Below are 15,118 nucleotides of genomic sequence, written 5' to 3'. Positions count from 1 at the left end.
GAATGGCCATTAACAAATGTGGCATCTTTATTTGGCATCCGAGCGGGTACCGGATAAAGCATCTTGAGGCCTGATGGGTATAAAGCGATGTAAACCATTTATCAGACAATAAAAAAGAGCAGACGAAGCTGCTCTTTTTTTGTAGCGTTAGCGAGGTAGATTACTTTTGCGCGTCTAAGAAACGCTCTGCATCTAATGCAGCCATACAACCGGTACCGGCTGATGTGATAGCTTGACGATAATGTTGATCCATTACGTCGCCACAAGCATACACGCCTTCAATGCTAGTTTGAGTCGCATTACCTTGTAAGCCACTGTTTACTTGTAAGTAACCATGACTCATTTCTAATTGGTCAGCAAAAATACCCGTATTTGGGCTGTGACCGATGGCGATGAATACACCCGCAACGTCTAAATCAGTTACTGAACCGTCTTTAGTACTTTTCTTTTTAAGACCCGTTACACCCATTTCGTTACCAGTGACTTCTTCAAGTGTTTGGTCGAGATGTAAAATGATATTACCGTTAGCCACTTTGTCCATTAAACGGTTGATCAGAATTTTTTCTGAACGGAAACTGTCACGGCGGTGAACCAAGTGAACTTCAGAAGCAATATTGCTTAGATAAAGTGCTTCTTCAACCGCGGTGTTACCACCACCGATCACTGCAACTTTTTGGTTACGGTAAAAGAAGCCATCACAAGTCGCACACGCTGACACACCGCGACCCATAAAGGTTTCTTCAGAAGGAAGCCCTAAATATTTAGCTGAAGCACCAGTAGCAATAATTAATGCATCACAAGTAAATTCGCCATTATCGCCTTTTAAACGAAAAGGGCGCTCGGTTAAGGTTACTTCGTTGATGTGGTCAAAAATAATTTCAGTATCAAACTTTTCTGCATGTTTTTGCATGCGTTCCATTAATGCTGGGCCGGTTAAGTCTTCTGCATCGCCTGGCCAGTTTTCAACTTCAGTAGTCGTGGTTAATTGCCCACCTTGCTGCATGCCTGTGATCATCACAGGTTTTAAATTAGCACGTGCAGCATAAACTGCAGCAGTATAGCCGGCAGGGCCAGAACCTAAAATTAGTAGGTTAACGTGACGAGCTTCACTCATGATTTTGTTCTCCGATAACATGCCCTAAGCAATTGCCATGGATTGTATGGAATTTACTGCGGCGGGTAAAGTGAAGTTGAGTGTAAGAAATCGATTGGGGTTATCTATTATGTCAATAACTCGCTTTAGGCAAGCGAACTAGCCTGAAATAAATCAAACGAGCTAGTGCCTGTTGACTTTTTTCAATAGAATAGTTAATCGTTATAACTTGCTTAGGTAGAGGTAACCACAACGGTAAAATATACCAAATGAGTAGTAACGAACGATAGTAAGTGATATCTAAAGACTTTTTTTGTGAGCAAATCAGAACTGGTGTGCAAAAAACAATCGTTTTTAAAATGGCGATTAAACAATTGCTGATCTGAAAGCATACCTTGGATCAGAGAAATAACATTTATTCCAATGAAACGTCATCGCTCATCGCTAAAGCCAAATATTTGTTTAACAATTATACATCATTTTTTTTAAATGATAATATATTCATTGCTCATTGATTGAAGCTCAAATGATTCATAGCAGCTTCAATAGGATTGATTTTTTTAAAGGACTAAACGATGCCAAATAATATAGAGCTATGCTATAGCAAAAGTAATACCTTCCCAATTAACCCAAATAACGAACAAGTCTTTGCCACGTTTCAACAAGACAACCCACATATTAATGGTGCTTTTGTCTCTGCTGGCACCCCTTTTATTATGCGTAGTGGCAACACTAATGGCACTAATTGGCGCCAAGAAAGGCCTGAATTAGTTTGCACGCTTAATCAAATACAATCTTTACCACAACAAGCAAAACGAAATATCGCTGTGATGGATTATATGTTTGGAGGCGAAAACCTGCAAGCACTCGCTGATTTTTATCAAGCTGAGTTAGCACCCATGGTGCGCAATGAAAGCATAGGAGCCATAGGCGCAGCATCAACTGCCTTAGATACAAGATTAAGTAGCTTTGCTAAAGCCGCTCATAAACTTCAAGATGCATTAGAGAAAGTAAGAATTGGCGCACAAGCAAAATATCCTAAAGCCCAAATGATGATATTAGAACAAAATGCAAGGGAACTCGGGAAAGACTTTAATCAAAAATTCCAAACAGAAATCAATAAATACATTGGTCGGGTCAAAAGCAAAAGAGGTACTGTTTACCGTAATGCTGATCGTGGTATCAATAAAGCAAAAAGCGGTAGGTCCATAAAACCAATTCAATTTACCTCTACAGTCGATTTTCAAAATTTACGTGCTTTTGAAATGGGAGCTAATGTTCTCGGTAAAGGATTAATTGTGCTTGATGCTGGGATTCGTGCGGGCAATGTGCATGTTGATTATTTAGCTGGAGCTAATTGGCAAAAACGTGCAGCAGTTGAAACTGCCGGTTTTGGTATGGGTACAGCTGCTGGTTTATGGGGGGGAGGTCAAGTCGTAGCAGCTGGCCTAGGTGTTGCTATGCTAGCTACGCCTGTTGGATGGGTCATTATTATCGGTACTGCCATAACGGTTGGAGTTGTAGCGGCTAAAGGTGGAGATATTGCTGGGAAATGGGCTGCCAATAAAGCCTATAATATCGGAGATTGGCTTAATAGCCTGTAAAGGAGGTATTCATGTCAGAACTATCAACTGAAGACTGGATGGGTATATTTTTTTTTATTACCTTCTGTATGTGGAGTATTGCTGTACTTTTGTTTGGCCGAATTACCGTTAAGCATATTGAGCGCGAAATGGCAAAAGAAGACATATTGCCGGCAGAATGGGATAAAGGCATAGGTATGAGATACCCAGCTTATGCGAGTATTATCATGCGCCCTAACGCTAAAAGGCATGCTTCTATTGTTGACATAGAAGCTACCAAGCGCTTTAGTCGAAAAGTCGACTGGTATTTGGCTGTATTTGTACAGATCTCTAGTGTTGTGTTTTTTACTCTTATGTTCACTGTTGCTTATCTATACGGCCCTGATAGCTAGCAAAATTGGTTGCGTTAATATTTAGATACGACGATAACAATTGGTTTTGTGGTTACTAAGGCCGGTGATGGGATTGTGATATTCGGAGATAATAAAGCCTTTAATTTAGGTGACTGGTTAAATAGCCTATAGCGAGGGATTTATGTTAGAACTATCAACTGAAAGTTGGATGGAAATATTATTTTTTATTGCTCTTTGTATATGGTGTATTACAACTTTTTTATTTGGCCGCATTACTATTAAACATCTTGAGCAAGAAATGTTGAAAGAAGGGATAGAGCCCCCTGCTTGGGATAAAGGTATTTGTACACGAATGGTTGCTTACGCTGGGGTTATCGCTTGGCCCAACCTCAAACGTCATGCTTCTCTTGTTAATATTGAAGCGACAAAGCGCTTTAGTCGAAGCAAAGACAAAAAACTTGCGTGGTTCTACATTATTTCATCGGTCAGTATTTTTACTCTTGGAATATTTATTTACTATTTATATATCCATAAAAGTTAATAGTGTTACTGGGTGATTGATTGAACATCGATGAGTAATATTAAGTAAAAGCTAACAAAAAAATCTATCCTCTGCCGTTGCTCAAATAGGGTGTTTATTTTTCATTGTTGAAATAAGGACATCTCCCTTATTTCAACAATGTGTCGTAAACTCAAAAATCTCAGTGATTTTGATTGATCACGCAATAAGAAAAGTACTATTTATCTAAATCCAATTAATAAACCAAGTGACATGTTGGTAAATTATTTTTTTCTAAATAATTCTGATGGTATTCCTCGGCTATGTGGAATGTTTGTATCGGTACAATTTCGGTCACAATATGACGCTGTCCCCATTTACCACTGCGCGCTAACGCCAGCTTAGAGGTTTCAGCTTCGGCCTTTTGCTGTTTATCGTGGAAAAATATAGTACTTCGATATTGGGTACCAATGTCGCCGCCCTGCATATTTAACATGGTTGGATTATGGTTCTGCCAAAACACGTCCAATAAATCGTCAAAACTGACTACTTGCGGGTCAAATTCAACTTGTACCACTTCAGCATGACCGGTTGAACCGGTTTTGACTTCTTTATATGTTGTCGCACTGTCTTGGCCACCCATGTAGCCACAAGTTGCGTTACTGACGCCGTTAATGTCACGGAAAAAATATTCAACACCCCAAAAACAACCTGCACCAAATGTTGCTAACGCCATGACATACCCTTAAAATAATTTACAGAAGTCTAGATGGCTATAGTTGTGTTGAATATTGAGATGTTTTGCAAGCAAACTTTTATTAATAAATAAATCTAACATATGCCACCAATAAAATAATGTTTGCCTATGTTAGAATCCGCCGATAAAAACAGGCAATTAATGTTAAGTGGTGCACAATGGCTAACTTAATCATGCCGCATAATAAAGCATACAAGGAGTTGTTTGTGTTATCTAATCTACTGAAAGACCAAGATTTTTTAGCTTACACTTTAGCCAATCCCGACAAAATAGATGGCTGTTTTGATTTTATGTTAGGGACACATACTCATGTTGATGTACTCGACACGGGTGTCATTGTGTTTACCCCGAGCCAAAATTCGACCAAAGACATTGTACTATCCAGTGCTATCCACGGTAATGAAACCGCGCCAATTGAAATGTGTAATCAACTTATTCATGATTTGTTGAGTGAGAAAATCATCGCTAAACAGCGGTGTTTATTCTTAATAGGTAATCCTGCGGCCATCATTAATCAAACCCGTTTTATTGACGAAAACATGAACCGTCTGTTCAGTGGTGCGCACTCAAAAGGTGAGGGTTTAACTCATCCAGAACGTCACCGCGCCAAAGCATTAGAGCAACATGTCGCCGACTTTTTTAACGCCAATAGCGACCATCAACGCATACATTACGATTTACATACCGCCATCCGTGCGTCAAAGCATGAAAAATTTGCTATTTATCCATACCGCCCAGGGCGAGCCTTTAGCGCGGAGCAAATCATGTTTTTAGCGGCATGTGGTGTCGATACCATGTTGTTTCATCATGAACCCACAACGACGTTTAGTTATTATTCGTCACAGCAATTTCAAGCAGATGCCTTCACGGTTGAATTAGGTAAGGTGATGCCATTTGGGCAAAATGACATGAGTCGTTTTACTCAAACTCATACTATGCTTGAAAAGCTGATCACCGAAACTGCGTTAGCGCCTGTTGAGTTCGACTCTTCCAAGGTCAACTTATATAAGGTGTCTCGCTCGATCAATAAGCATGTTGAAGACTTTGCTTTTAGCTTTGCCGGTGATGCCGAAAACTTCAGTGCCTTTAGTCAGGGCGAAGTGCTAGCAACCGAAGGTGGTGTAGAGATTAAAGTAGAACACCCTCAAGAAGCGATTGTGTTTCCTAATGCGAATGTGCCGATAGGGCAGCGTACAGTGTTATGTTTAGTGCCTGCACCGAATGAGTCAATCGTATAGCCGTAAAGCAATATATACATGTTAATCGTGAGTAAAATGCATTTACCGTTAAAGTAAGTATTGATAGGTAGTTTACGTTAACGTAATGTCTACTTGCATAGTATAAATAGAGCCGTGTTTATATTGAACATGGTTCAACAATAACAAGAGCATAATATGAGCAACGCACCACTGACCAATGAAACAGTGCACCGTGTCAGCTTCTTAGACAAAGCGTCATTGCACATCCCCATTTTGCGTATTTTGCAAGCCGATGGCACCACGTATGAAAACGCGGTTTTACCGGTAATCGACAAGGCTCTGGCTGATAAAATCTTTGATACGTGTATTTTTACACGCGTATTAGACGAGCGTATGTTGGGTGCACAGCGTCAAGGGCGTATTAGTTTTTACATGACCTGTACCGGTGAAGAAGCCTCAATTATAGGCAGTACCGCCGCGTTAGATAAAGACGACGTCATTTTGGCTCAATATCGTGAACACGCATCATTGCGGTATCGCGGTTTTACGACTGAACAATTTATGAACCAAATGTTCAGTAACGAAAAAGATTTAGGTAAAGGTCGTCAAATGCCGATTCATTACGGCAGCCGTGAACTGAATTACCAAACGATTTCGTCACCATTGGCAACCCAAATCCCACAAGCCACAGGTGTGGCTTACGGTATGAAGTTACAAGGTAAACGTAACGTGGCCATTTGTTATTTTGGTGAAGGCGCCGCGTCAGAAGGTGACTTCCATGCTGGTTTAAACATGGCTGCAGTGCTGAAATCGCCGACGATTTTCTTCTGCCGCAATAATGGTTATGCCATTTCAACACCAACGGAAGAACAATACTCCGGCAATGGTATTGCCAGTCGTGGAGTCGGTTACGGTATGCACACCATTCGTGTTGACGGTAATGACATGCTTGCGGTGTTAGCGGCAACTCAACAAGCTCGTGCCTATGCACTTGAGCACAATGCACCAGTATTAATTGAAGCGATGACGTATCGCTTGGGTGCGCATTCTTCATCTGACGATCCATCGGGTTATCGTTCAAAAGATGAAGAGGCCAAATGGCAACAACACGATCCAGTTAAACGCTTTAAATTATGGATGATCAATAAAGATTGGCTCACCGAAGCCGATGAAGCCAAATTGTTCGAACGTTATCGCGAAGAAGTCCTCGCAGCGGTTAAAGTGGCTGAAAAGTTACCTGTTCCGAAATTAGACGAGATCATCGAAGACGTGCTTGATAAACCCACTCCAGCATTGAGAAAGCAGCTGAAAGAGTTGAAAGAGCATATCAATAAGTATCCAAAAGCCTATCCAAAAAGTGCAGGGAGACTCTAAACCGTGGCTCAAATGAATATGTTACACGCCATTAATGAGGCGCTATCAATAGCCATGACTGCCGACGAGCGCATGGTAATTTTTGGTGAAGACGTTGGTCACTTCGGTGGGGTATTTCGTGCCACTTCGGGCCTGCAAGAACTATTTGGGCGCGACCGTTGTTTTAACACGCCGTTGACTGAACAAGGTATTGCGGGTTTTGCTAATGGCTTAGCCTCTTATGGTATGACCGCGGTTGCTGAAATTCAGTTTGCTGATTATATCTTTCCTGCATTCGATCAAATCGTTAATGAATCAGCAAAATTCAGATACCGCAGCGGCAATCAATTCGATGTAGGTGGGTTAACTTTCCGCACACCTTATGGTGGTGGTATCGCAGGTGGTCATTACCACTCCCAATCACCTGAAGCGTATTTTACGCAAACGCCAGGTTTAAAGGTGGTCATTCCGCGTAATCCTGAACAAGCTAAAGGTTTGTTATTGGCCTCTATTCGCGATCCAAACCCAGTGATTTTCTTTGAACCTAAACGTTTGTATCGAGCCTCTGTTGGCGAAGTGCCAGCTGGCGACTACGTCATTGAGTTAGGTAAAGCACAAGTGGTTAAACAGGGCAGTGATATTACTGTTTTGGCTTGGGGGGCACAGATGGACATCGTTGAAAAGGCCTGCGAACGTGCCAAGAAAGAAGGTATTTCATGTGAAATTATCGACTTACGCACCATAGCGCCATGGGACGTTGAAACTATTGTAAAATCAGTGACCAAAACGGGTCGTTTGCTGATTAACCATGAAGCGCCATTAACCGGAGGTTTTGCCGGTGAAATTGCCGCAACTATTCAGCAAGAATGCTTCTTATCACTTGAATCACCCATCAGCCGTGTGTGCGGATTAGATACGCCTTATCCATTAGTGCATGAAAAAGAATACATGCCAGATGAGTTAAAGACATTCGAAGCCATCAAAGCCACAGTGGCCTATTAGGAGTAAGATATGATTAAAGATTTTATTTTACCCGACATCGGCGAAGGTGTGGTGGAATGCGAATTAGTTGATTGGTTAGTCAGTGAAGGTGATATGGTCACTGAAGATCAGCCGATTGCAGATGTAATGACTGATAAAGCGTTAGTGCAAATTCCAGCGCCCCATGGCGGAAAAATTACTAAGCTGTACTACGCTAAAGGTGAAATAGCCATTGTGCATCAACCATTGTACGCAGTAGAAATGGAAGGTGAAGAGAGCGATAGTGTCACTGACGCGCCGGTTGCTGAAGTCACAGCGGTTAGCGACACGGCCATTAATGACACAAGCGTTAACGACAGTAATGCTGTTGTTACCACCTCAAGCAGCCAATCAAACATTGAAGAATTCTTATTGCCAGACATTGGCGAAGGTATTGTTGAATGTGAATTGGTTGATTGGTTAGTAAAAGAAGGCGATATGGTGGTTGAAGATCAGCCTATTGCTGATGTGATGACCGATAAAGCCTTAGTGCAAATACCTGCAATGAAAGCCGGTAAAATTGTCAAACTGCATTATCGCAAAGGACAGCTCGCTAAAGTTCACTCGCCTTTATTTGCCATTGAAGTGGCAGCGGATAGTCATACTCAGTCCGCGACGGTAGAGGTTGCTGAACAAGCTCAAGTTGCTGCGCCACAAGGTAATCTTGAACCTGTTGCACAAGGTAAAGCGTTAGCCAGTCCGGCGGTACGCCGCATGGCCCGCTCGCGAGACATTAATATTGCTATGGTTGTGGGTACTGGCAAAAATGGCCGTGTTTATAAAGAAGACATTGAACGTCATCAGCAGGGAGCAAGTTCCACCCAAGCTGCTGTAAGCACAACGCCGGTGTCATCTTCTGCTAATCAAGTAAGTGGTCAAGTCGGTGGTCAATTAGAAAATCAAGCTGGTCAAATAAATAATAGCCCTACTGTTAGCTATGCTGGAGCAAGCGATAGAGTCGAGCCCATCAAAGGCGTGAAGGCTATCATGGCGAAGATGATGGTAGAGTCGGTATCGACTATCCCGCATTTTACTTACTGTGAAGAGTTTGATTTAACCGAACTGGTTGCCTTGCGTGAAAGCATGAAGCAACGTTATTCAACCGATGAAGTGAAGCTCACCATGATGCCCTTCTTTATGAAGGCCATGTCGTTAGCGATTACCCAATTTCCGATATTAAATAGCCAAGTGAATGCCGATTGCACTGAACTCACCTACAAGTCACGTCATAACATTGGTATGGCCGTTGACTCCAAAGTCGGTTTGTTGGTGCCCAATATTAAAGATGTGCAAAGTAAATCGATTTTAGAAATCGCCGCTGATATTACTCGCTTAACGACTGCCGCGCGCAGCGGACGAGTATCACCAGCAGATTTAAAAGACGGCACTATTTCGATTTCTAACATTGGTGCTCTAGGTGGTACGGTGGCAACACCCATTATCAACAAACCTGAAGTGGCGATTGTGGCTTTGGGTAAATTGCAGGTATTGCCGCGCTTTAACGCCAATGGCGAAGTTGAAGCACGTAAGATCATGCAAGTGAGTTGGTCAGGCGATCACCGCGTCATTGATGGCGGCACCATTGCCCGTTTCTGTAATCTATGGAAACACTACCTAGAACAACCGCAAGAAATGCTTTTAGCCATGCACTAATACTGTTAAGTGTTTAATACACTACCTTATCTAAAAGGACGCTAACGCGTCCTTTTGTTTTTAACCACGATTTCGTATAATATCCGGACAATGTCAATCGTTTGGAACCTGTATGAGTTTGTCGGCACCTAAAATTGAAACTATTGAGTATCCGTTTCCACCTAAACCTGCCGTGTTGTCTGACGCTGAAAAAGCACAATATAAAGCACACATTAAGCAGTTACTGATTGAAAAAGATGCGGTGTTAGTGGCCCATTACTATACCGACCCTGAAATTCAAGCCTTAGCAGAAGAAACCGGCGGCTGCGTATCTGATTCTCTAGAAATGGCACGCTTTGGTCGTGATCACCCAGCAAAGACATTAATTGTCGCAGGGGTGAAGTTTATGGGCGAAACCGCAAAAATTTTAAGCCCAGAAAAAACCATTTTAATGCCAACGTTAGAAGCAACCTGTTCATTAGATTTAGGTTGTCCGATAGAACTCTTTAGTGAGTTTTGCGATGCGCACCCTGATCATACCGTGGTGGTATACGCCAACACCTCTGCCGCAGTAAAAGCCCGTGCAGATTGGGTGGTAACCTCAAGTATTGCACTTGAAATTGTTGAGCACTTAGACAGCCAAGATAAAAAAATCATCTGGGCACCAGACCGTCACTTAGGCGCTTACATCAATAAGCAAACTGGCGCTGATATGCTGTTATGGCAGGGCGATTGTATTGTGCATGATGAGTTTCAAGCCAAAGCCTTACGCCAGCTTAAAAAGCAACATCCAACAGCAGCCGTCCTTGTTCATCCAGAATCACCTGCCAGTGTGATTGAACTTGCCGATGCCGTTGGCTCTACCAGCCAGCTCATTAACGCTGCGCAAACAATGCCTAATGACACTTTTATTGTTGCCACAGACCGCGGTATTTTTTATAAAATGCAGCAAGCGGCGCCAGGTAAAACCTTACTCGAAGCTCCAACCGGTGGTAACGGCGCGACCTGCAAGAGCTGCGCTCATTGCCCGTGGATGGCCATGAACGGTTTACCCGCTATCGAAGCGTCATTGGTTGATACCGACAAAACTGACCATGAAATCTTTGTTAGCGAAGAACTGCGCATCAAAGCACTCATCCCACTCACCCGCATGCTCGATTTTGCCAAAGAATTGAATATGAAAGTGAAGGGCAACGCCTAAGCGCAAAGTTTAGTGTGAACAGAAAAATGAAAGCCGACATCAAGTCGGCTTTTTATTTAGCAGAATCGAGTTATCTAAAATAATACCAATGCTTAGTAACAACTAATATCTGATATTAAAATATTGTTCAGCTGAGGTTATAGTCAAAGGTATTGTTTTTTAAATTAATAATAATTACCAAGAGCTAAAAAATTTTTGACTCGATTTTGTGCTTCGAATAACCATGATCCAATTATGTGGCAATTTGTTGTAACGATTATAATTTCATCACCACATAATCACGATGGTATTTTAGACATTAATGGATACATTCATTTTTGTTACCTACTTCAGTAACGTTGAAGCTAAAATCCTGCCAGCACCAGCACACACAAAGGGTACACGGTTTACCCAACAGCCAACAAAAAGCCCCACAATAAATGCGAGGCCCTTAAGCTAAACTAAATCCAACAAGCGACTCTACAAGGTAGATTACTTAGCGTTCATTAGTGCAACAGCGTTGTCTAACATGCGGTTACTGAAACCCCACTCGTTGTCGTACCATGACATCACTTTCACTAAACGACCGTTAACACGTGTTTGTGTTGCGTCGAAATTAGAAGAGAAAGGATTGTGGTTAAAGTCGATAGACACTAATGGTTCTTCATTAATCGCTAACACTTCAGACATAGGAGACTGCAGTGAAGCACGAGTGATGATGGCGTTAACTTCTTCAATAGTGGTGTCGCGAGACGCTAAGAAGGTTAAGTCAACTAAAGACACATTAATCGTTGGTACACGTACCGCTAATCCGTCAAATTTGCCTTGAAGCTCAGGAACCACTAAACCTACTGCAGCAGCTGCACCGGTTTTAGTTGGGATCATCGACATTGCCGCAGCGCGAGCACGGCGTAAATCTGTGTGGTACACGTCAGATAAACGTTGATCGTTAGTGTATGAATGGATTGTGGTCATTAGACCTGACTCAATACCAATTTCATCATTTAACGGCTTAGCCATAGGCGCTAAACAGTTAGTAGTACATGATGCACCTGAAATCACTGTCATGTCTGAGGTTAATATGTCGTTATTCACACCATAAACGATGGTTGCATCTACATTCTTACCTGGAGCAGAAATAATAACTTTCTTTGCGCCTGCAGTAAGGTGTGGTTGCACAGATTCTTTAGAAGTAAAGATACCAGTACATTCAAAAACAACATCAATTTTTAACTCAGCCCAAGGTAACTTTGATGGGTCACGTTCTTGGAAAGTTAAGATTTTGTCACCATTGACGTAGATAGCTTCATCGTCATGATCAACTTTAGCGTTGAAACGACCATGAACAGTATCATACTTAGTTAAGTGGGCATTAATTGACGCATCACCTAAATCATTCAATGCTACGATTTCGATTGGGTAATCTTTGTCGCTTTCGTACAGTGCACGTAAAACATTTCTACCGATACGGCCATAGCCGTTAATTGCTACACGGATAGTCATCTCATATCCCTCAAGTTAAAATAATTTGGTGGCATGTGGATCGCCTAGTTGTAAAATTACCAAACTGGCTATAATAATCAAGTTAAATCACCCAAATATGCCGAATAAAGGGCATAATTGTCGTATTATTTTTACATTTAGCCCGTATTGAAGATAAATTAACCACATTTTTGTAAGTTTACATAAATAATTATTGCTGCAAAAGCTGACATAAACAGTAAAATCGTCGTTTATTTCAATAATGTTTCACTGTGACTATTGGCAAATTTATTGCTCATTACCGTTGATACTAATTCAACTGCTTGGCGGTCTAAAACTAATGCGCGCTTATGATCACTATTAATGATGGCTAATACTTGTTCCTCATCGGCAAGGTTTTCGCTCATTAACAAATTGGCTCTGGTTAGCATATACTCTTTTTCACTATCCTGTTGTTGGCGGTAAATTGAGGCTAATGCTAAAAACCAATCAGGATCGACATTGGCTGGCTCTGATGTGGATAACAAATGCAAATAAAGTGATTTAGCGTCGTGAGGGGAGACCCGCACATAATAGGCGGCTAGTTGAGTAATAATTTCATTGTCGACGAGGTTACCTTGCTTATAGGTGTCTTCTACAATGGTGAATCCGGCTTGGTCGTTGAAACGCATCCAACGATAAAAAGCTAAATGCACATCATTATTAGTGCGGGTAAATTCTTGCAGTTCAGCGAGTGTTTGGGTGCTTACCGCAAATGCTTGCTCGCGATCACGAGTACGGTAGGTATTAAGTTTATGTTGCACTCCAGCGGCCAATTCGATGCATTTACTATAATCTTCTAGATGGACAAGCTGTTGATAGAGTTGCTTACCAGTGGGCGATGAAGTTTGTTTTAACGCGTATCGATGACGGATCAAGTCGGCTTTTTCAAAGCGACACCAACTATCTTTGTGTAAATCGCTACAAAGTTCAGGATTATTTTTACAAATTAGTTCGCTATTACGGCCATTATCACAGCCAAAAAGACCAAAAAACGCCCCAATAACTGTAAATGATGTAATTAATACAAAATTATGGTTCAAAAGCGTCTCCAAGAGCTGAATTGTCTAATAAAATTACACGTTTACCGAAAATTTGTTACTAGCGAAATAGCGTGTATTTTATTACAATGTCGCCGACCAACAGGGGCAGTCCCCATACAATATACTAAATTATTGGTCTTTTCTTATTGTTACTCAAACCTTTCTGAAAATAATAGAAAAGTGAGATAAAGGATCCCTACATGAGTGCAGATAAACATTTACAAAGCTGGCAAGAACGTTTCGAAATGGCAGAAGCAATGCAACCGTTGCTTGGCAAATTGTATCGTAATCAAGGCATTGAAGTAATGGTATATGGTAAACCATTACTAAACGCATCAACCATCGAAATCATTAAGTCACACCGTTTAGTGCGTCGTCATGTCGGTGAAAAGTTACGTCTTCGTGAAAGTTTCCCATTTGTTGTAGCACTAAGCAAATTAGCCATTAAGCATTGCAGAGTGGATATCGGTAAATTAGCCATTAATTACTGGCGTGATAACAAGGATGCGAGCGGTATTGAAGCTTATATGGCTCACGAATTGTCAGAAGCGGTTAATCATGGTGATGATACCCCTCCTCGTGATGTTGTTCTTTACGGTTTTGGTCGTATCGGCCGTTTATTAGCTCGGTTGTTAATTGAACGTACAGGTAAGAGCAATAAATTGCGTCTGCGTGCCATTGTTTTACGGGGTGGGAAAAAGAGCGATTTAGAAAAACGTGCCAGTCTATTACGTCGTGATTCAGTACATGGACCGTTTAATGGGTCTGTTGAAGTGGATGAAGAAAACAACGCGCTCATTGCCAACGGTACTTACATTCAGATCATTTACGCTAATTCTCCAGACCAAGTTGATTACACTCAGTATGGCATTAACGATGCTTTAGTCGTGGATAACACCGGTATTTGGAAAGATGAAGCTGGTTTAGGTTTACACCTTAAAAGCCCTGGTGCGACCAAAGTATTGTTAACGGCACCCGCTAAAGGTGCGATTAAAAATATCGTATTCGGTGTTAATGAAAATGATATTCTCGATGAAGACACCATTGTATCGGCGGCAAGCTGTACCACTAACGCCATTACTCCAGTGTTAAAAGCGGTCAATGATAAATACGGTATTGAGAATGGCCACGTAGAAACCATTCATTCTTATACTAACGATCAAAACCTGATCGATAACTACCACAGTGCTGACCGTCGTGGTCGCAGCGCACCATTGAATATGGTTATTACTGAAACGGGTGCAGCTAAAGCCGTTGCCAAAGCATTGCCTGTATTAGCAGGTAAGTTAACCGGTAACGCGATCCGTGTACCAACACCTAACGTATCTATGGCTATCATCAGTGTTAATCTACAATCTGAAACTAATCGTGATGAGCTGAATGAATACTTAAAAGATGTGGCATTACAGTCTGGACTTCAGAATCAAATTGATTTTACTGAGTCAACTGAAATTGTATCTAGCGATTTAGTTGGTTCACGTTATGCGGGTGTGGTTGACTCTCAAGCGACGATTGCTGAAGGTAAGCGCGCTATTTTATACGTTTGGTATGACAACGAGTTTGGCTATAGCTGCCAAGTTGTTGGTGTTATGCAAAAAATGCTTGGTTTAACCACATTGTCGTTACCAAAAAATTAATACGTTATAAATATCAACCTTAGGTGATGGGGACGATCAGTAAAGTCTTTATACTGAATATGTCTGTTTATTGAGTACTTACCCGTAAGGTTAATGATAAAGCATCTCTTTGGAGATGCTTTTTTATGCGCCTTGTAATATATTTAATCATACTGCTGTTTTATGCACCAAACAGTCATTTTGTGGCAATAAATCTGTTTTTATTGATTGACTATCAGGGCTAAAACGGTAGAATGCCGTTCCGCAGT

Annotated in this window: 13 protein-coding genes; 9 read left to right on the top strand and 4 right to left on the bottom strand. The window is 41.5% G+C overall.

Going from position 1 to position 15,118, the window contains the following annotated elements; all coding sequences use genetic code 11:
- Window positions 1–160 precede the first annotated feature (160 nt).
- Window positions 161–1,114: a thioredoxin-disulfide reductase gene (gene trxB / locus AAEZ00_RS07560; RefSeq protein ID WP_101031659.1), complete on the bottom strand. Its 954-nt coding sequence runs from the start codon at window positions 1,112–1,114 to the stop codon at window positions 161–163.
- A gap of 554 nt (window positions 1,115–1,668) precedes the next feature.
- Between trxB and AAEZ00_RS07555 the strand changes: the two genes are divergently transcribed.
- From AAEZ00_RS07555 to AAEZ00_RS07545, 3 genes are all read left to right on the top strand, one after another.
- On the top strand, window positions 1,669–2,697 hold the full coding sequence (locus tag AAEZ00_RS07555; protein ID WP_351076877.1) for a hypothetical protein: 1,029 nt from the start codon (window positions 1,669–1,671) through the stop codon (window positions 2,695–2,697).
- 11 nt (window positions 2,698–2,708) lie between these two features.
- Window positions 2,709–3,068: a hypothetical protein gene (locus AAEZ00_RS07550; protein WP_351076880.1), complete on the top strand. Its 360-nt coding sequence runs from the start codon at window positions 2,709–2,711 to the stop codon at window positions 3,066–3,068.
- A gap of 142 nt (window positions 3,069–3,210) precedes the next feature.
- On the top strand, window positions 3,211–3,570 hold the full coding sequence (locus AAEZ00_RS07545; RefSeq protein WP_351076883.1) for a hypothetical protein: 360 nt from the start codon (window positions 3,211–3,213) through the stop codon (window positions 3,568–3,570).
- Window positions 3,571–3,784: 214 nt separating this feature from the next.
- Here AAEZ00_RS07545 and msrA read toward each other — a convergent pair whose 3' ends face one another.
- On the bottom strand, window positions 3,785–4,264 hold the full coding sequence (gene msrA, locus AAEZ00_RS07540; RefSeq protein ID WP_351076886.1) for a peptide-methionine (S)-S-oxide reductase MsrA: 480 nt from the start codon (window positions 4,262–4,264) through the stop codon (window positions 3,785–3,787).
- A 227-nt stretch (window positions 4,265–4,491) separates the two neighbouring features.
- Here msrA and astE point away from each other — a divergent pair, with 227 nt between their 5' ends.
- From astE to nadA, 5 genes are all read left to right on the top strand, one after another.
- Window positions 4,492–5,523 carry a succinylglutamate desuccinylase gene (gene astE / locus AAEZ00_RS07535; protein ID WP_351076925.1) on the top strand — a complete coding sequence of 344 codons (1,032 nt, stop codon included), beginning with the start codon at window positions 4,492–4,494 and terminating at the stop codon, window positions 5,521–5,523.
- 156 nt (window positions 5,524–5,679) lie between these two features.
- Complete coding sequence (locus AAEZ00_RS07530) at window positions 5,680–6,858, top strand: thiamine pyrophosphate-dependent dehydrogenase E1 component subunit alpha (protein WP_101031655.1); 1,179 nt, start codon at window positions 5,680–5,682, stop codon at window positions 6,856–6,858.
- Window positions 6,859–6,861: 3 nt separating this feature from the next.
- Window positions 6,862–7,839, top strand: coding sequence for an alpha-ketoacid dehydrogenase subunit beta (locus AAEZ00_RS07525; protein ID WP_351088494.1), 978 nt, complete (start codon window positions 6,862–6,864; stop codon window positions 7,837–7,839).
- A gap of 9 nt (window positions 7,840–7,848) precedes the next feature.
- The gene (locus AAEZ00_RS07520; RefSeq protein ID WP_351088493.1) at window positions 7,849–9,510 is read left to right on the top strand and encodes a dihydrolipoyllysine-residue acetyltransferase; all 1,662 of its coding nucleotides are present in this window, start codon (window positions 7,849–7,851) and stop codon (window positions 9,508–9,510) included.
- 112 nt (window positions 9,511–9,622) lie between these two features.
- Complete coding sequence (gene nadA, locus AAEZ00_RS07515; protein WP_351088492.1) at window positions 9,623–10,690, top strand: quinolinate synthase NadA; 1,068 nt, start codon at window positions 9,623–9,625, stop codon at window positions 10,688–10,690.
- A 471-nt stretch (window positions 10,691–11,161) separates the two neighbouring features.
- Here the strand turns inward: nadA and gap are convergent, their stop codons facing one another.
- The gene (gene gap / locus AAEZ00_RS07510; protein WP_101031647.1) at window positions 11,162–12,172 is read right to left on the bottom strand and encodes a type I glyceraldehyde-3-phosphate dehydrogenase; all 1,011 of its coding nucleotides are present in this window, start codon (window positions 12,170–12,172) and stop codon (window positions 11,162–11,164) included.
- A gap of 230 nt (window positions 12,173–12,402) precedes the next feature.
- The gene (locus AAEZ00_RS07505) at window positions 12,403–13,233 is read right to left on the bottom strand and encodes a DUF2989 domain-containing protein (RefSeq protein WP_351076901.1); all 831 of its coding nucleotides are present in this window, start codon (window positions 13,231–13,233) and stop codon (window positions 12,403–12,405) included.
- A gap of 200 nt (window positions 13,234–13,433) precedes the next feature.
- Between AAEZ00_RS07505 and AAEZ00_RS07500 the strand changes: the two genes are divergently transcribed.
- Window positions 13,434–14,870 carry a glyceraldehyde-3-phosphate dehydrogenase gene (locus tag AAEZ00_RS07500; protein WP_101031643.1) on the top strand — a complete coding sequence of 479 codons (1,437 nt, stop codon included), beginning with the start codon at window positions 13,434–13,436 and terminating at the stop codon, window positions 14,868–14,870.
- Window positions 14,871–15,118: the final 248 nt, after the last annotated feature.

The sequence above is a fragment of the Shewanella sp. S1-49-MNA-CIBAN-0167 genome (assembly GCF_040310145.1).
Taxonomy (GTDB): domain Bacteria; phylum Pseudomonadota; class Gammaproteobacteria; order Enterobacterales; family Shewanellaceae; genus Shewanella; species Shewanella psychromarinicola.
Note: the sequence above shows the minus strand (reverse complement) of the source record. Positions and strands in the feature narration are given on the sequence as shown.

Bases quoted from the DNA above. Each gene is read 5' to 3' on its own strand.
- AAEZ00_RS07500 (WP_101031643.1), top strand. From the start codon at position 13,434: ATGAGTGCAGATAAACATTTACAAAGCTGGCAAGAACGTTTCGAAATG.
- AAEZ00_RS07555 (WP_351076877.1), top strand. From the start codon at position 1,669: ATGCCAAATAATATAGAGCTATGCTATAGCAAAAGTAATACCTTCCCA.
- nadA (WP_351088492.1), top strand. From the start codon at position 9,623: ATGAGTTTGTCGGCACCTAAAATTGAAACTATTGAGTATCCGTTTCCA.
- AAEZ00_RS07550 (WP_351076880.1), top strand. From the start codon at position 2,709: ATGTCAGAACTATCAACTGAAGACTGGATGGGTATATTTTTTTTTATT.
- AAEZ00_RS07520 (WP_351088493.1), top strand. From the start codon at position 7,849: ATGATTAAAGATTTTATTTTACCCGACATCGGCGAAGGTGTGGTGGAA.
- msrA (WP_351076886.1), bottom strand. From the start codon at position 4,264: ATGGCGTTAGCAACATTTGGTGCAGGTTGTTTTTGGGGTGTTGAATAT.
- gap (WP_101031647.1), bottom strand. From the start codon at position 12,172: ATGACTATCCGTGTAGCAATTAACGGCTATGGCCGTATCGGTAGAAAT.
- trxB (WP_101031659.1), bottom strand. From the start codon at position 1,114: ATGAGTGAAGCTCGTCACGTTAACCTACTAATTTTAGGTTCTGGCCCT.
- AAEZ00_RS07545 (WP_351076883.1), top strand. From the start codon at position 3,211: ATGTTAGAACTATCAACTGAAAGTTGGATGGAAATATTATTTTTTATT.
- AAEZ00_RS07530 (WP_101031655.1), top strand. From the start codon at position 5,680: ATGAGCAACGCACCACTGACCAATGAAACAGTGCACCGTGTCAGCTTC.